Raw genomic sequence first — 15517 nt, forward strand, 5'->3', positions numbered from 1 at the left:
CAAGGTCGCCATCAGCGCCGTGTTTGCGATGAAGCCGCCGCCAAAGAACAGCGCAGTCTCCGAGCCGAAAAACGCCGCCGCCTCGGCTTCAAGCGCCTCATGTTCGGGATGATTGCCGCGCAGCAGCCGCGAACCTCCGGCGCCGACAGGAACGCCCCGCTCGATCGCCGCAACGACGGCATCCGCAAGCTCCCGCGACTGCGCGAGACCGAGATAGTCGTTCGACGTGAAATCGATACCGGACGGCGCGTCGAGCGACCTCAACCGGCCGCGGCGCAGCAAGGCGTCGAGCGCACGCTCATGATTGGAGGGCATCCTGTCGACCCGCGCAAGCCGCGGGCTCATGGTCTTGAGTTGGATCGGAGTCGAGTTCGAGTGGCGCGAGGCCAAGCTTGGCGAAAAGCAGGCTATCCTTGTCTTCGCCAGGATTGTCGGCCGTCAACAGCGTGTCGCCGACGAAGATCGAATTTGCGCCTGCAAAGAAGCACATCGCCTGCATTTCATCGCTCATGTCGGTGCGACCCGCCGAGAGGCGCACGAACGATTGCGGCATCAGAATGCGCGCGGCGGCGATGGTGCGAACGAAATCGATCGGATCGATCCGCTCGGCGTTTTCGAGCGGCGTGCCGGGGATCGCGATCAGCATATTGATCGGCACGCTCTCGGGATGCTCATCGAGATTGGCGAGCGTGACCAACATGTCGACGCGGTCCTCGCGCTCTTCGCCCATGCCGACGATGCCGCCCGAGCAGACCTTCATGCCGGCATCGCGCACGCGCGCCAGGGTATCGAGCCGGTCGGCATAGCTGCGCGTCGTGATGACCTTGTTGTAATAGGATTCGGAGGTGTCGACGTTATGATTGTAGTAGTCGAGACCCGCATCGCGCAGCCGCACGATGTCGTCATCGTTCAGCATGCCGAGCGTCATGCACGTTTCCATGCCGAGCGCCTTCACGCCTTCGACCATCGCGACGACCGTATCCATGTCGCGCGCCTTGGGACTGCGCCATGCCGCACCCATGCAATAGCGCGTCGCGCCCGCCGACTTGGCTTTCTTGGCCTCGGTAAGGACGCGTTCGACCTCCATCAGCTTCGAAGCCTTGAGCCCGGTTTTGTGATGCGCCGACTGGCTGCAATAGCCGCAGTCCTCGGCGCAGCCTCCGGTCTTGATCGACAAGAGGCGGCTCATCTGGACCTTGTTGGGATCGAAGGCAGCGCGGTGCACCATCTGTGCCCGGAACAGCAGGTCCATGAACGGCAGCTCATAGAGCGCCAGAGCTTCCGTGCGTGTCCAATCGTGACGGGGCGCGGACGCCGCACGGGGCGATGGGCGCGCGGACGTATCGAGTCTGGTCACGTTTGACGTCATGGGCTGGGCGGTCTCCGCAGGATCGATAGGTCCTGATTGCTGACTGTTTCTAGCGCGTCACGCCTCGCCCGCAACCACCAAAATGCCTCTGCCTCTACCCCGCCGCGGTGTTGGACGCGTCGCCGTTCAACCGCATTTGCCCGCGCCCGACCGGGCGAAGACAAGAGTCAAAATACATTTTAGTATCAATTGCATAGGTTTCCAAGGCCGTCGATGCCTTTGCGGCGCTTCACATCAGAGAGAACCGACCTTCAGCCTGCAAGAATTTCATGCCGGGCAAGGAGCCGATGTGCGCCCAGCTGCGTTTAGTGAGCGGCGTTTTCTAAAATCTTCCGGTTGCAGGTCGTCCGCATGAAGAAAGCAGTTCGATTGGGGCTTCTGACAGAAGCCCTTCAAGGCGAGGAAAGTTTTGTCAAACGGGGGTTCACGGCAAAAAAATCAGCCGACAGCCTTCTGGTCGAACGCGACGGGCACGTTCGCGGGATTTGGACGATAGCCAAGGATCGCTTCATTTGGACGGCCGGAGGCTACAGCCAGCCGAGCTTCAGTACGGCTTCACTGCGGGAAGCATTGGAATACACGTTAACCGAGATTTCCAAGCGCTGACACTTGGGCATTGAGGAGCAAGGCGCGAGAAAGCGCTGTCTAATTGAGATCTTCCGGAAGCTCGGGCAGGATGCTGAACGGAACACCGTCCTGGTGCAGCGACTGCGCCTCTTCAGCGGTGGTGCTGCCGCGAATGTTGCGCTCTTCCGCCTCGCCGAAATGAATTTTTCGCGCTTCCTCCGCGAACCGCCCGCCGACGTCCTCGGAATTTTCCAGCACCGCCTTCTTGAAGGCGCGAAGCGCGGTCGCCAGGGGCGGCTGTGACGGAGCGCTCGGCGCGGCGGCAGCTGGCGCATGCTCCGGTGCCTGCACATCTCTGTTGCCTCGCCCGGTCACGACGGCAGGCGCCATGGGCAGCTTGTTGATTTCGGCTGAGCCGCACAAAGGACAAGCGAGATCGCCCGAGCGCGACTGGGCGTCGTAATCGGCGATGCTAGGGAACCAGCTTTCGAACTCGTGGCCGTCAGCGCAGCCAAGGCGGTACTTGATCATTTACTTTCTTATCGTTTCGAGCTGCGGCCGCCGCTCCTCGACAATGTCGAATATCCGGTCGTGCGTCAGAGATGGGATTTTGCGCCGGACTTCGTCAATGCGGTGCGTGTCGATGTCGCCGATCACGACGCCGGGGTCCGTACCGCCTTCGCCGATGATCTCGCCCCACGGCGAGATGATGAGACTGTGCCCGAACGTCTCGCGGCCGTTTTCATGGCGACCGCCCTGGGCTGCCGCCAGCACGAAAGTTTCGGTTTCGATGGCGCGGGCCCTGAGCAGCGTATGCCAATGCGCTTCGCCGGTGATGCGTGTGAATGCGGCAGGCCCGGCAATGAAAGACGCTCCAGCTTTGGCGAGCGCACGGTGCAGAGCCGGGAAGCGCAGGTCATAGCAGATCGTCAGCCCCAATCGCCCCCACGGCAGCTCGGAAATGACCGCGTTGGAACCCGCTTGGTAGTTGACGCTTTCGCTGTAGACCTCGCCCTTGCCGAGATCGACGTCGAACATGTGGATCTTGTCGTAGCGCGCGCTGACGTCGCCATTGGGCGCGAAAAGGTAGGAGCGGTTCGCGAGACGCCGCTCTCCGACCTTCACCGCCATCGAGCCGATGTGCAGCCAGATTTTCTTATCCGCCGCAGCCTGCGAAAACGCCGCGAGAGCTGTGTTGCCCGCTTCCGGTTTCGTCTCGGCCATCAGCCGCTCGGTATCGACCTCCATCAGCGTCGTGCATTCCGGCGTTTGCACGTAGGACGCCTGTTGCGCGGCGGCTTCGCCAACCAGCGCCAGAGCATCCGAGACGTTGCGCGCAACATCGCGCCCGGCACGCATCTGGACAAGCGCCGCCCGGAACACGGTCTTGGACGCCGTCTTCGACGGGGAAGTCATTGTCACGATGCCGATGTCGTTTGTGCGAGAAGCGCGTCGAGCTTGCCCGAGCGTTCGAGATCGAGGAGATCGTCGCAACCTCCGACGTGGACGCTGCCGATCCAGATCTGCGGGACGGTATTCCGGCCTCCCGCGCGCGTACTCAAGTCCGCGCGCAAATCGCCTCGGCCGGTCAAATCGATTTCCTCGAAGGCCGCGCCTTTGCGTCTCAGCAGATCCTTTGCCATGTGGCAGTAGCAGCAGTTCCCAGCCGTGTAGACCGTCACCTTATGCATCACGTCGGCGCCTCTCCGTACGCCTCCCAAATCGTCCGACTCGAAACTACCGCGTTCGCGAGGTCATGCAACCTGGATTGCGACATTTGCGCGCCTTTGCCACGGTTTTTCGGCCTCAAGATGAACTGTTGGCAACGATTGCAAGCGCCAGAACATCGACGCGCCGCGCGCCCGCCCGTTTCAGCGTCAAAGCCGCGGCCGACGCCGTCGCCCCAGTCGTGATGACATCGTCGATTAGAACTATGGCTTTTCCGGATACGGTCGCGATTTCGCTCGCCGGCACGCGAAACACGCCTGACACATTTCGCTGGCGCTGGGCGCGCGTAAGACCAACCTGATGCGGTGTCGATCGCGAGCGGACGAGCGCAAACGGCCTCACCGGCTTCTTCGCGATACGCCCCGTATCCGCTGCAAGAATTTGCGCTTGGTTAAATCGGCGCGTCAACAGTCGCCAGCGCGCGAGCGGCACCGGGACGAGCACGTCGGCTTCGTCGAGCAACTCGCGCCCGGCTTCCATGAGCCATCGTCCAAAAAGGTGGCGTGCGTGATGAGTATCGTGGAATTTGAACGCGTGAACGAGGTCCCGCATCACGCCGTCGAAACTCGCGACGGCGCGCGCCCGGTCGAAGTTCGGCGGGTCCGCCACGGCCGCCGCCGAAACCATCCGCCCGCCGGTATCGTAGGGCAGCGGCAGACCCAGGCGATCGCAAAGCGGCGGCCGGACGAAATTGACCTGTCGCCAGCACGCCGGACAAAGCGCATCATGCGCCGTAATGTGAACACGGCAGCCAAGGCAGAGCGGCGGTAGCAAGACGTCCAGCGCCGAGCGCCCGGCGCGACCGAAAGCGCGAAAGAGTCGCGCAGCGCCAGCCTCGGACGCCGTGCCATCTTGCGGCGCGAAATTTGGCTCATTGGTCGTCGATCGTGCTGTCATTGCCGCAACTTAGCGCAATGTCGCATCGGCAGCGAGAACTTCATGGACGGATTGCGATGGCCGGCGCGCCGCAGATTTTCGATCAGGAACTGATCCGGGCGCGGCGAAACCGTATTGCGGCCGAAGGCAATGCAGCGGCGAGCGATTTTCTCCTTGCCCGCGTTGCCGACGACTTTGTCGAGCGGCTCGCCATCGTGCGTCGCGAATTCGCGCTCGCCGCTTGCATCGGCTCCTACCACGGTCTGCTGGCCGCGCGGCTTCGCGAGTTGCCGAGCATCGGCGACATCATCGATGTCGAGGCGTCGGAGCGCTGCCTCGATCTTTCGACGGCGCGGAAGGTGGCGGCGAAGGACGACGCCTTGCCATTTGCCCAGCAAAGCCTCGATCTCGTCGTGTCCGGACTTTCGCTGCATCTGATCAACGACCTTCCGGGCGTCCTGGCACAGATCAATCGCGCCCTGAAGCCGGACGGGCTGTTCCTCGGGGCCCTCCTTGGCGGCCAGACACTCAAGGAATTGCGCGAAGCTTGGCTCTTGGCCGAAGAGGAATTGTTCGGCGGAGCCTCGCCCCGCGTCGCGCCGTTTGCCGACGTGCGCGAATTAGGCAGCCTGCTGCAGCGCGCTGGTTTCGCCCTTCCCGTCGCCGACAGCGACCCGGTGCGCGTGACGTATGAATCGCCGCTGGCGCTGATGCGTGATCTGAAGGCCATGGCGGCCAGCAACATGCTGATCGAACGTAGCCGGGCGCCGGTCACGCGCCGCCTGCTGCTTCGGGCGGCGGAAGTGTATCAGGAACGCTTTGGCCTTCCGGACGGCCGCATCCCTGCAACCTTCGAGATCATCACGCTGACCGGCTGGGTGCCGCACGAAAGCCAGCAAAAGCCGCTGGCGCCGGGCTCGGCAAAGGTCCGTCTGTCCGACGTGCTGAAGCCTAAGCCAGAAAATCCCTGAGCCAGGGAATAAGCGGCTCGTCCGCCGGCGGCATCCGGTAGCGCGTCAGATGCAGCGCCCGGACCCATTCGATGGTTTGGCCCTCGCGCGGCGCGATCTCGCCGTCCCAGGTGCGGCAGACATAAAGCGGCATCAGAAGGTGAAAGTCGTCGTAGGCGTGGCTCGCGAAGTTGAACGGCGCGAGGCACGTCCGGCAAAGCTCGATGCTGAGTTCTTCCTTGATCTCGCGGCAGAGCGCATCCTCCGGCGTCTCACCGGCTTCGATCTTGCCGCCCGGAAACTCCCAGAACCCCGCCATGGATTTATTGGCCGGGCGCTGGGCGATCAATACGCGCTTATCGTCATCGATCAATGCGACGGCGGCCACCAGAACGAGCGGCTTCGTCATCGCCGCCTCAGCACGTAGGCCGTTTCCTCAAGCCGAGTGACGCCGCGCCGACGCAGATTTCCGCTATCCTCCAGCCCGTCGCGCGCTTCGAGCACCTGGATGTCGAATGTATCGCCGTAAAGACGTTCGACCTCATCGCGCGTCACCGCGAACGGTGGACCGGACATCTCGTGCTCGGGATACTCGAGTGCGACGAGGAAGATGATCGCCGTGCTCGGGATAATGCTGGCGAGCTTCTTGGCGTAGCGCTCCCGAAGGTCGGCGGGCAACGCGATCAGCGCCGCACGGTCGTAGACCGCCACGACATCTCGCACCATCTCGGCCGACGTTTCGAAAAAGTCGCCGCGATAGAGATTGAACGGCCCGGCCGAAAAGACGTCGAACGGCCCGTCTGATCGGATTTCGGGTGTCTGTCCGCCATCCTTGAAGAATTCCCGGACCGCGACGTCGGAAAGCTCGACCCCGATGACACGGTGCCCCTGCGTCGCAAGCCAGACCATGTCGTGGCTCTTGCCCGCCAGCGGCACGAAAATCGTGCTTGCGACGGGCAAATTAAGCGTCGGCCAGAAGCGTTTCAGCTGCTCGTGAACGTGGGGCTGGTGAAAACCGATATCACGCCGCTTCCAGCGCTCCGTCCAGAAAGCCTTTTCCATCCGTCTTTACGTTTAGCTCCGATAGTCCGCGTTGATCGACACATAGTCGTGTGTCAGGTCACAAGTCCAGACCGTCGCCGAAGCCTTACCCACGCCGACAGCGATGCGGATCACAATTTCGCGATTCTTCATGTAGGCCGCCGCGGTCTTTTCGTCGTAGTCCGCGGCCCGTTCGCCGTCGCGCGCCATGCAGTGCGGGCCAAACCAGATGGTGAGTTTGTCGCGATCCGCCGCTTCGCCGGATTTCCCGACCGCCATGACGACCCGGCCCCAGTTGGGGTCTTGTCCCGCGATGGCGGTTTTGAGAATGGGCGAGTTGGCGCAGGCCAGCGCGATGGCCCGGGCGGCTTCCCAGGACTTCGCGCCCTCCACCTCGAACGTCACGAACTTCGAAAGTCCCTCCCCGTCCTTGGCCACCTGGATGGCGAGGTCCTGCATCAGATCGTGAAGCGCGTCAGAGAACACCTTGAGCTTCTTGGACTTCGCCTTCGTGACGGGTTTCTGGCCACGTTCCGCGGCATGGCCCGTCGCGAAAACGAGGCAGGTGTCGCTGGTCGACGTGTCGCCATCGACCGTCATGCAGTTGAAGGTCGTCTTGACATGTTCGCCGACGAGATCTTGCAGCACGTCAGCCGGGATCGCCGCATCGGTGAAGATGAAGCACAGCATCGTCGCCATGTCGGGCGCGATCATGCCAGCCCCTTTGCAGAAGCCGTTGATCGTCACTTCCGTGTTGCCGATCAGGGCCTTGCGCGTTGCGAGCTTGGGATAGGTGTCGGTCGTCATGATGGCGCGCGCGGCGGCTTCGAACGCATCGGGCTCCGCGCGTTCCGCGAGGCCTGTCAGGAGACCCGCGAATTTCGTCGCGTCGAGCGGCTCCCCGATAACGCCGGTGGAGGCGACGAAAACGTTGTGCGGCCGGCAGCCAACGGCTTCGACCGCATGCTCGACCGTGATATCGACGGCCTCATGTCCCTTTTTTCCCGTAAACGCGTTGGCATTGCCGGAATTGACGACAAGCGCTCGCGCCGTGCCCCTCTTGAGGTGCTTGCGGCAGAGAAGCACCGGCGCAGACGCCGTCTTCGATTGGGTCAATACGCCTGCGACCGAAGTGCTTTCATCGAGGATCGCAAGCAGCAGATCGGTTCGCTTTTTGTAGCGGATGCCTGCCTCGGCGGTGGCGAATGCCACGCCGTCGATGGGCGGAAGCTCGACAAGAACCGCTGGTGCGAACGGTGAAACGCTAGAGACTTTGCCCATGGGAACCTCCGCTGTGGCGCGAGGCTCCGTGAAACAGATCGGGCCGCCATAATCAAGCGGCCCGATCCAGAAATCGAACGGTTACGCGTCGCAGCGGCCGTTATGGTTTCGGCGCGTCCTTCAGAGCGTCCGCTGCCGGGGCCGCTTGAGCCGGAGCTTCCGCCGGTGCTGTCGCAGGCGCGGCGCTCGGAGCGGCCTGCTTGGCGACCATCGCATTGCGCTCGTCGATCGACTTTTTGATCTCCGGATCGACGATCTCGATCTTGGCGTTGGCGCGAAGTTCGGTTGCCGTTTTTTGAGCCTTCTGCAGCAGCAGCGATTGCGCGATCCGGTCCTTGACGATTTCGAAGGCGGGCGGCTGCTTCGTCCGGCTGTCTTCGAGCTTGACGAGATGCCAGCCGAACTGGGTCTTGATCGGAGCGGAAACCTCACCCTTCTTCAATTTGAAGACGACCTCTTCGAACTGCGGCACCATCTGTCCGTGGCCGAAGTAGCCGAGATTGCCGCCGTCGTCCTTCGAACCCGGATCCTTCGAGTTTTCCTTGGCGAGCTGCGCGAAATCCGCGCCTTTATCGAGCTTTTCCTTAAGGGCCTTGGCCTGCTCTTCGGTTTCGACCAGGATATGGCGTGCCGAAACTTCCTCTTCCGGCTTCAAAAGCTTCACCTGATCGTCGTATATTTTGCGCGCGTCGGCGTCGCTGACGGCCCCTCTGATGACCTTCTCGAAATAAAGCTCTCTCAGCGCCCGGCGCTTGAGATAGGCGAGACGGGTCTCGAAGTCGGGGCCCTGGTCGAGCTTTGCCTTTTCGGCCGCTTCTGCAAAAAGCTGATTGTCGATAAGGAATTCGAGCAGCGAGGTGCGCTTCTGCGCGCCCGGCATCGTTCCCATGTCGCTGCCGATTTCGCTTTCCGCGACGGCAAGGTCGCCGTCCGTGATCGGCTTTCCGTCGATGGTGGCGACGACTTTATCTTCGGCGAAGGCCTGCGTGGCCGGCGCGCCCAGAAGCGTGATCGCAAATGCGACCGAAAAGGCGGTAGGTAAGATGCGCTTCATGGGGGTAAGCTCCGAAGTTGGGATGAGAAATGCCCGCCAGACTTATATTCGGCTCATGGCCGCTTTAGTCCATACATGCCTGGAAGCAGACGGGCCTCGATAACGGCCCGAGGTGGGAAAACCAAGTTAATATTTGAATAGAGCGGCAAAATTTGAACGCTGGGAGAGACGGTTCTGAACATTGACAGCCGGGGGGACGAGTTCTTATGTCTGCCCCCAGATCGGCGCGGGTTTCGGCCCGTTCGAACCACGTGAGATTGCCGAGGGATCGTGATGCAGGCGTGGCGGGGAATGGCCCTTGCCGCGCATTTTTTGCTGAACGGAACTTCAGGTGAACGCAACCCTTGCTCGGACGCGCTGAAGCGTGCGGGCTGATGCTGACGTTAGGACGGATTTCAAGATGCTCTCGTTCGGTGGTTTCGCTTCGAAAATCTTTGGTTCGTCGAATGAACGCAAGGTCAAGGGCTTCAGGGCCCGGGTCGCCGCCATCAATGCGCTCGAAGACGAAGTGCAGGCTTTGACCGACGACGAGCTGAGGGCGCGGACAGACGCTTTCCGCAAGGAAATCGCGGAAGGCAAGACGCTCGACGATCTGCTCGTCCCGGCCTTCGCCACGGTTCGCGAAGCCGCCAAGCGCTCTCTCGGACAACGTCACTTCGACGTCCAGCTGATCGGCGGCATGGTTTTGCATCAGGGCGACATCGCCGAAATGCGAACCGGCGAAGGCAAGACTCTGGTCGCCACGCTTCCCGTCTATTTGAATGCTTTGAACGGCAAGGGCGTGCACGTCGTCACCGTCAACGACTATCTCGCTAGTCGCGACGCCGAATGGATGGGCCAGGTTTACCGCTTCCTCGGCCTGACCGTCGGCGTCATCATTCACGATATGTCGGATGAACAACGCAAGCTCGCCTATGCCTGCGACGTGACCTACGGAACCAATAACGAGCTCGGCTTCGATTATCTTCGCGACAACATGAAGATGAACCGCGAAGAGATGGTGCAGCGTCCGCACGTTTACGCGATCGTCGACGAAGTCGACTCGATTCTGATCGATGAAGCGCGCACGCCGCTCATTATTTCCGGTCCGCTCGAAGATCGCGCCGAGCTTTATCAGACGATCGACGAGTTGATGAAGGTCGTCGAGCCGGGCGACTTTGAGCTGGACGAAAAGCAGCGCCAGGTGTCGTTCACCGAGGCCGGCAACGAGAAAATGGAAAACGTTCTCGAGAAGGCTGGCATGCTCAAGGGCACGCTGTACGACATCGACAACGTCACGATCGTTCATCACCTCACGCAGGCGCTGAAGGCCCATAAGCTGTTCCAGCGCGACAAGGATTACATCGTCAAGGGCGACGAAGTCGTCATCATCGACGAATTCACCGGCCGCATGATGCCGGGCCGCCGCTATTCGGAAGGCCTGCATCAGGCGCTCGAAGCCAAAGAGCACGTTGAGATCCAGCCCGAGAACCAGACGCTCGCCTCGATCACGTTCCAGAACTACTTCCGTCTTTATAAAAAGCTTGGCGGCATGACCGGCACGGCCCTGACGGAAGCCGACGAGTTCATGGACATCTACGGTCTTCAGGTCATCGATATTCCGACGAACCTTCCGGTCAGTCGCGTCGATGAAGACGACGAAATCTATCGCACGCAAAAGGAAAAACTCGCGGCGATCGTTCAGTCGATCGCGGAAGCCAAGGATCGCGGCCAGCCGATCCTCGTCGGCACGACGTCGATCGAGAAGTCGGAGCAGCTTTCCGAACTTCTGAAAGACCACAAGTACCTTCGCGATCTGGCGCACACGCTCGAAAAGCAGGCGAGCGAACTGAAGCCCGGCAAGGACGATGATCTGCGCAAGCACTTCACCGATATGGCGGCGCTGTTGACGAAGTTTGCCACCGAGTCGAAGGGCAAGAAGCAAGCCGTCGAGCACAGTGTTCTGAACGCGCGCTACCATGAACAGGAAGCCAACATCGTCGCCCAGGCCGGCGTTCCCGGCGCGGTGACAATCGCGACGAACATGGCCGGTCGCGGCACCGACATTCAGCTTGGCGGCAACGCCGAGTTCCGGCTGCGTGACTGGATTGAGGAAGAAACCGCGAAAGGCTCTGCCCCCGACGACGCGGCAATCAAGAGCAAGCGCGCTGAGCTTGTTGCCGACGCCGCGGTTAAAAAGCAGAAAGCCCTCGAAGCGGGCGGCCTTTATGTTCTCGCCACGGAGCGCCACGAGAGCCGACGCATCGACAATCAGCTGCGCGGCCGTTCCGGCCGTCAGGGCGATCCGGGCCGTTCTAAATTCTATCTCGCGCTCGATGATGACCTGATGCGCATCTTCGGCTCCGAGCGCATGGACAAGGTGCTCCAGACCTTGGGCCTCAAGGAAGGCGAGGCGATCACGCATCCCTGGATGAACAAGTCGCTCGAGACCGCGCAGAAGAAGGTCGAGCAACGCAACTTCGACATCCGCAAGCAGATCCTGAAGTACGATGACGTGATGAATGACCAGCGCAAGGTCATCTTCGATCAGCGTCTCGAGATCATGGGCGAGGACGATGTTTCCGAGACGGTCGTTGAGCTTCGCAACGAGCTTATCGATCAGCTCGTGACGCGCTTCATTCCGCCGACGGCCTACGCCGAGCAGTGGGATACAGCGGGCCTCAAAGAACAAATCAATGAGATCTTCGCTCTCGATCTACCGATCGAGGCCTGGGCGGCCGAGGAAGGCATCGCGGACGAAGAAATCAAGGAACGCATCAGAGCCGCCGTCGAAGCCAAGGTCGAAGCCAAGACGAGCGAACTCGGGCCGGAGCTTTACCGCCAGATCGAAAAGATGGTCCTGCTGCAGACGCTCGATCACCTGTGGCGCGAGCATCTTGTGACGCTCGAGCACTTGCGCCAGGTCATCGGCTTCCGGGCTTACGGTCAGAAAGACCCGCTCAACGAGTACAAGAGCGAAGGATTCATCCTGTTCGAGAATATGCTCGGACGCCTGCGCGAAAACGTGACGGGTCAGCTGATGCATGTCGAGCTTGCACCGCCCGAGGATCAGCCCGCACTTCAGCCGGTCGATCTGCCGCCGATGATGGCGCATCACGTCGACGCAACGACCGGCCTCGATGAATTCGAGCAGAACCCCGAGCTTGCTATGGCCGACGCCGCGATTGCCGGCGCGCGGGCCCGCCGCAACGCGCCGCCCGAGCCCGAGAAGCGCGCACCGGTTCAAAGCCGCCGTGGTGAAGGCGCCGTCGATCCGAACGATCCGGCAACCTGGGGCCGCGTTTCGCGCAACGCCCTTTGCCCGTGCGGCTCAGGCAAGAAATACAAGCATTGCCACGGCAAGATGGACTGAACGCGAAGGACTGATCGAAGATCAGTCCTTCCGCATTCGCCGTCGTCGGACCTGTTTAGTGGCCGCTCGTTTTCGTGTCGGCGGACGCGTGGGCGTCACCCGGTTCGCTGCTGCCATGCCCATGCCCACCCGCTGCGATGCGGTCCGAGAGCGCCAGCAGCACGCTCGAGACCACGAACACGATGTGGATGATGACCAGCCAGAACAGCTCTTTCTCACGCTCGGGCGTCACGGTGCCGAGCGACATGAACTGACGCAGAAGCTGGACGGCGGAAATCGCGACGATCGACGACAGCATCTTGAGCTTCAGGGCCGCGAAATCGATCGTGCCCATCCATTCCGGCCGGTCGCCATGGGTGGAATGATCCATGCGCGAAACGAAATTTTCGTAGCCCGAGAAAATTACGATAATCAGCAGCGACCCTGTCAGCGTCAGGTCGACAAGCGTCAGAAGGCCCAGGATTACGTCGGATTCGGTTGAAACGAACGCGCTCTCTGCGAGATGGAAAAGCTCCATCAGGAACTTGATGAGCAGTATGAAAAGCGCCAGCGCGAGGCCGAAGTAAAAGGGCGCCAGCAGCCAGCGTGAGCTGAACAGCAGGTTTTCCAGAAAAATTTCCACGCGCTTGATGACGGTCTTTTCTGCCATGTGTACGAAGCCTTTCGCAGTTGCGATACGACCCATCTATCGCAAGCTCCACCACGCCGGGCAAGATCCGTCGTGCAGATGCGAGATCAGCACCAAATTAGCGCGAGATCAGCGGATCAGCGGCCAGGAGAACATGGGAACCGCCGGTGCCTCGCTATCGAGACTCGACTGCACTTGCGGAATGGGCCGCGCCGTTTCCGTCGATTGCGCCGCGAGCCGTGGCGCCAACGCTGTCGGATAGGGGACATCCCGCAGCCACTGATCCTGCTCGCGGATCGCGGTCAGCGTCGGCCCGCACGCCTCGAGCGGCCCGGACGACTCCCGCGCCTGCGTTTCGCGGAAAATATAGCGACCGCTGCATACGCCGATGATGGGCGGCCGCTTCGTTTGCTCGAAGAGATCGTACCCTTCCTTGAGATTGGTCCAGAACGCCTTCCAGGGAGAAGCGTCCTGCGCCGTCATATTTTTGTCAGTCATGCGAAACGGAAACACGTGCACCGGCACGATCTGTTCGCCGCTGTCCATCGCCGCCGTCGTCAATTGATGGATTTCGTCCGAAACCGGGTTCGTCATTGCGAAACAGCCGATGGACGAGCATCCGCCATGCACCAGGATGCTCGACCCGGTGCGCGCCTGCGATTGATCGAGGATATTCGGGAATCCGAGATCGAGCGATCTCGGCCAACGTCCCACGTGGCGCGTCTGCGATCGGGATAGCGTGTAATAGCCTTCCGGAGCCTGCCGGTCGCCGTCGCGCAGCTTCGGCCCGAGCGTTCCGGACCAATGGCAGATCGGATAGGTCGCGAACAGGACGTAGTTGCCGCCCTTCTGCTTCCAGATCTCAAGCTCCGACTCGGTCTTGAAGACGCGGATCAGGATCGGATCGGCGAGGGTGACGCCCTTGTCGCGCAGCCGTTCCTGCAGGAACGCGACATTCGGCGTGCCTGGCAGTGGCAAGGCCCCCGCTGCCGCGGCCCGCTGGCGCTCGACCCGGTCAGCGGCGACGTCCTTGAGTTCGATGGTCAGCGCGTGCGCGGCGCCGACGCTGGCGATGGCAAATGCCAACGCCGCCAAGGTCGTCCTGTGAAATGAGCCTGAAAGTGACATGGATGGTTCGCGACCGAATATCCCGCCTGCGCGCAGCGGAGATAGTATCGCTCACCATCTTCAAATCGAAGTGTCTTTTTGCCAACACCGGCGGCCGAAAACCAGTCTCGCGGCGCGCCCAGGTCGGATGCGCCGCGAGCCGATCAACTTACCAGCCGTAGTAGCGGCGGCGCCACGGGCGGACGTAGTATCCCGAATAGGGATAATAGGCCGGGCCTGGCACAAAGCGCGGCGCGGGCACGGCGTAATAGACGACCGGCGGTGGATAATACGCATAGTCGTAGGGCGAGGCGTAATACGCATAATAGCCGGGGTCATAATAATACCGGCGGCGATGAGTGACGTTCAGAACACCGCTCTCATGGGGAGCCGCATTCTGTGCCGCCGACATCAGTCCCGCGACGCCTGCCGAAGCTGAGGTCGTCGCGCCTCCCAATCCGGCCAAAGCGGCCGCCATCAGGGCCGACGCAAGCCACGCCTTACGCATTACCAATCTCCATCGTAAATCGATAAGGCGGATATAGCGCGTTTTTATATCACCGGCTATTCAATTGCGGCGCCGCGTAAAGTAAATGTGAAATGGAATTAATAAATTCGGAATTGGCAACATATTGATTCAATGCCGAATTAAATATGAACTGCTGACGCAGGCGGACGTTACCCCTTGGAGCACCCGGGCTGAACAGGTTCGCTGTCCAGGTTGCCCGCTGTTCCGGCTTGGAATTGATAGCGCCCATTGCAGACCGAAACTTTCGGCGGCACGGCATTCGCCTCGAAGAGGTCGTGTCCGGCCTTGAGATCGCGCCAGAAGGCAATGTCCGGGTCGCGCGCATGTGCATCAAGCTCGGCGTCCGACATCCGGAACGGATAAACCTGGACCTGGAAACGCTTCTGTCCGCCTCCGAGCGCCGCCGTCACGAGCTGCCAGATCTCGGACATCTGGCCGTTGGTCATCGCGAAGCAGCCAATTGATCCGCAGCCGCCATGCACCATGATCAGCGATCCCGTGCGCCCTTGCGATCGATCGAACGCGTTCGGATAGCCGAGATTGAACGAGCGAAACCAGCGGCTGTTCGGATTGAGCGCCGCCGCGTCGACCGTATAAAATCCTTCAGGCGCTTGCCTGTCGCCTTCCACGAGCTTCGGGCCAAGCCAACCGGACCAGCGGCAGATCGGGTAAGTTACAAAGCGCTGGAACGCGCCGTCGCGCTGCATCCAAAGCTCGAGTTCGAACTCTCTTTTGAAGATTCGCACGAGCACCGGAGCACCCTCTTTCAACCCCTGCGCCGCAAGCCGTTCCGAAAATCGTGCAAGGTCGGGCTGCCCCGGCATCGGCAGGCCATACTCGGCGCGCCATCGCCGCTGTGAGCGTTCGTAGCGGATCAGTCCATCGTCGCCCAAGATGCGCGGCATCCACAGCTGCGCGAACTCAATCGCCGCGACGCCTGAGGCGACCATTAGGACAAGGCCGAGTAACATCGCTCCGGCCCAACGCTTCCGGGGTTGTCTCGAGGTTCGCGGCTGCGTGGTGATGTCAGGCATT

The 15517-nt window shown here is 61.3% G+C and carries 17 protein-coding genes; 3 read left to right on the forward strand and 14 right to left on the reverse strand.

Features of this window, described 5'->3' with window-relative positions:
* Together WC026_RS08965 and bioB are read right to left on the reverse strand one after the other, a co-directional pair.
* Positions 1-315: aminotransferase class I/II-fold pyridoxal phosphate-dependent enzyme (locus WC026_RS08965; protein ID WP_372710536.1), on the reverse strand; the 315-nt coding region annotated here is incomplete at its 3' end.
* Positions 299-1369, reverse strand: a complete 1071-nt coding sequence (bioB, locus tag WC026_RS08970; protein WP_372710537.1) for a biotin synthase BioB — start codon at positions 1367-1369, stop codon at positions 299-301. The genes WC026_RS08965 and bioB, both read right to left, overlap by 17 nt.
* Before the next feature lie 336 nt (positions 1370-1705).
* On the opposite strand from bioB, the gene WC026_RS08975 reads away from it, so the two are divergent.
* Positions 1706-1975, forward strand: a complete 270-nt coding sequence (locus WC026_RS08975; RefSeq protein ID WP_372710539.1) for a hypothetical protein — start codon at positions 1706-1708, stop codon at positions 1973-1975.
* A 39-nt stretch (positions 1976-2014) separates the two neighbouring features.
* Here the strand turns inward: WC026_RS08975 and WC026_RS08980 are convergent, their stop codons facing one another.
* The 4 genes from WC026_RS08980 to WC026_RS08995 form a co-directional block, all read right to left on the reverse strand.
* Entirely contained in the window at positions 2015-2467 is a 453-nt protein-coding gene (locus WC026_RS08980) for a DUF1178 family protein (protein WP_372710540.1), read from the reverse strand.
* Positions 2468-3352 (reverse strand): carbon-nitrogen hydrolase family protein, encoded by an 885-nt coding sequence (locus tag WC026_RS08985; RefSeq protein ID WP_372710599.1) that lies wholly within the window; start codon positions 3350-3352, stop codon positions 2468-2470.
* A gap of 2 nt (positions 3353-3354) precedes the next feature.
* On the reverse strand, positions 3355-3627 hold the full coding sequence (gene grxC, locus WC026_RS08990) for a glutaredoxin 3 (RefSeq protein WP_372710600.1): 273 nt from the start codon (positions 3625-3627) through the stop codon (positions 3355-3357).
* A gap of 115 nt (positions 3628-3742) precedes the next feature.
* Entirely contained in the window at positions 3743-4561 is an 819-nt protein-coding gene (locus WC026_RS08995; protein WP_372710541.1) for a ComF family protein, read from the reverse strand.
* Between the two features lie 56 nt (positions 4562-4617).
* Between WC026_RS08995 and WC026_RS09000 the strand changes: the two genes are divergently transcribed.
* A complete protein-coding gene (locus tag WC026_RS09000) occupies positions 4618-5511 on the forward strand; it encodes a methyltransferase domain-containing protein (protein WP_372710542.1) in 894 nt (297 codons plus the stop codon).
* Here WC026_RS09000 and mutT read toward each other — a convergent pair.
* From mutT to WC026_RS09020, 4 genes are all read right to left on the reverse strand, one after another.
* Positions 5492-5899, reverse strand: coding sequence for an 8-oxo-dGTP diphosphatase MutT (mutT, locus tag WC026_RS09005; protein ID WP_372710543.1), 408 nt, complete (start codon positions 5897-5899; stop codon positions 5492-5494). The genes WC026_RS09000 and mutT overlap by 20 nt on opposite strands.
* Positions 5896-6552 (reverse strand): thiopurine S-methyltransferase, encoded by a 657-nt coding sequence (locus WC026_RS09010; protein ID WP_372710544.1) that lies wholly within the window; start codon positions 6550-6552, stop codon positions 5896-5898. Before WC026_RS09010 ends, mutT begins: the two co-directional genes overlap by 4 nt.
* Before the next feature lie 12 nt (positions 6553-6564).
* A complete protein-coding gene (gene argJ / locus WC026_RS09015; RefSeq protein ID WP_372710545.1) occupies positions 6565-7812 on the reverse strand; it encodes a bifunctional glutamate N-acetyltransferase/amino-acid acetyltransferase ArgJ in 1248 nt (415 codons plus the stop codon).
* Positions 7813-7912: 100 nt separating this feature from the next.
* Positions 7913-8866, reverse strand: coding sequence for a peptidylprolyl isomerase (locus WC026_RS09020; protein ID WP_372710547.1), 954 nt, complete (start codon positions 8864-8866; stop codon positions 7913-7915).
* 400 nt (positions 8867-9266) lie between these two features.
* Here WC026_RS09020 and secA point away from each other — a divergent pair, with 400 nt between their 5' ends.
* Positions 9267-12218, forward strand: coding sequence for a preprotein translocase subunit SecA (secA, locus tag WC026_RS09025; RefSeq protein ID WP_372710548.1), 2952 nt, complete (start codon positions 9267-9269; stop codon positions 12216-12218).
* Positions 12219-12273: 55 nt separating this feature from the next.
* Here secA and WC026_RS09030 read toward each other — a convergent pair whose 3' ends face one another.
* The 4 genes from WC026_RS09030 to WC026_RS09045 form a co-directional block, all read right to left on the reverse strand.
* Positions 12274-12867 carry a TIGR00645 family protein gene (locus WC026_RS09030; RefSeq protein ID WP_372710601.1) on the reverse strand — a complete coding sequence of 198 codons (594 nt, stop codon included), beginning with the start codon at positions 12865-12867 and terminating at the stop codon, positions 12274-12276.
* Positions 12868-12975: 108 nt separating this feature from the next.
* Complete coding sequence (locus WC026_RS09035) at positions 12976-13974, reverse strand: murein L,D-transpeptidase family protein (RefSeq protein WP_372710549.1); 999 nt, start codon at positions 13972-13974, stop codon at positions 12976-12978.
* Positions 13975-14122: 148 nt separating this feature from the next.
* Complete coding sequence (locus WC026_RS09040) at positions 14123-14461, reverse strand: hypothetical protein (protein ID WP_372710550.1); 339 nt, start codon at positions 14459-14461, stop codon at positions 14123-14125.
* A gap of 170 nt (positions 14462-14631) precedes the next feature.
* Positions 14632-15453 carry a L,D-transpeptidase family protein gene (locus tag WC026_RS09045; protein WP_372710552.1) on the reverse strand — a complete coding sequence of 274 codons (822 nt, stop codon included), beginning with the start codon at positions 15451-15453 and terminating at the stop codon, positions 14632-14634.
* Positions 15454-15517: the final 64 nt, after the last annotated feature.

The organism is Hyphomicrobium sp., assembly GCF_041674905.1.
In the GTDB taxonomy this organism is placed as follows: domain Bacteria; phylum Pseudomonadota; class Alphaproteobacteria; order Rhizobiales; family Hyphomicrobiaceae; genus Hyphomicrobium_B.

Coding starts and splice junctions, on each gene's coding strand:
- bioB (WP_372710537.1), bottom strand. CDS start 1,369: ATGACGTCAAACGTGACCAGACTCGATACGTCCGCGCGCCCATCGCCC.
- WC026_RS08980 (WP_372710540.1), bottom strand. CDS start 2,467: ATGATCAAGTACCGCCTTGGCTGCGCTGACGGCCACGAGTTCGAAAGC.
- WC026_RS08985 (WP_372710599.1), bottom strand. CDS start 3,352: ATGACTTCCCCGTCGAAGACGGCGTCCAAGACCGTGTTCCGGGCGGCG.
- grxC (WP_372710600.1), bottom strand. CDS start 3,627: ATGCATAAGGTGACGGTCTACACGGCTGGGAACTGCTGCTACTGCCAC.
- WC026_RS08995 (WP_372710541.1), bottom strand. CDS start 4,561: ATGACAGCACGATCGACGACCAATGAGCCAAATTTCGCGCCGCAAGAT.
- WC026_RS09000 (WP_372710542.1), top strand. CDS start 4,618: ATGGCCGGCGCGCCGCAGATTTTCGATCAGGAACTGATCCGGGCGCGG.
- mutT (WP_372710543.1), bottom strand. CDS start 5,899: ATGACGAAGCCGCTCGTTCTGGTGGCCGCCGTCGCATTGATCGATGAC.
- WC026_RS09010 (WP_372710544.1), bottom strand. CDS start 6,552: ATGGAAAAGGCTTTCTGGACGGAGCGCTGGAAGCGGCGTGATATCGGT.
- argJ (WP_372710545.1), bottom strand. CDS start 7,812: ATGGGCAAAGTCTCTAGCGTTTCACCGTTCGCACCAGCGGTTCTTGTC.
- WC026_RS09020 (WP_372710547.1), bottom strand. CDS start 8,866: ATGAAGCGCATCTTACCTACCGCCTTTTCGGTCGCATTTGCGATCACG.
- secA (WP_372710548.1), top strand. CDS start 9,267: ATGCTCTCGTTCGGTGGTTTCGCTTCGAAAATCTTTGGTTCGTCGAAT.
- WC026_RS09030 (WP_372710601.1), bottom strand. CDS start 12,867: ATGGCAGAAAAGACCGTCATCAAGCGCGTGGAAATTTTTCTGGAAAAC.
- WC026_RS09035 (WP_372710549.1), bottom strand. CDS start 13,974: ATGTCACTTTCAGGCTCATTTCACAGGACGACCTTGGCGGCGTTGGCA.
- WC026_RS09040 (WP_372710550.1), bottom strand. CDS start 14,461: ATGCGTAAGGCGTGGCTTGCGTCGGCCCTGATGGCGGCCGCTTTGGCC.
- WC026_RS09045 (WP_372710552.1), bottom strand. CDS start 15,453: ATGTTACTCGGCCTTGTCCTAATGGTCGCCTCAGGCGTCGCGGCGATT.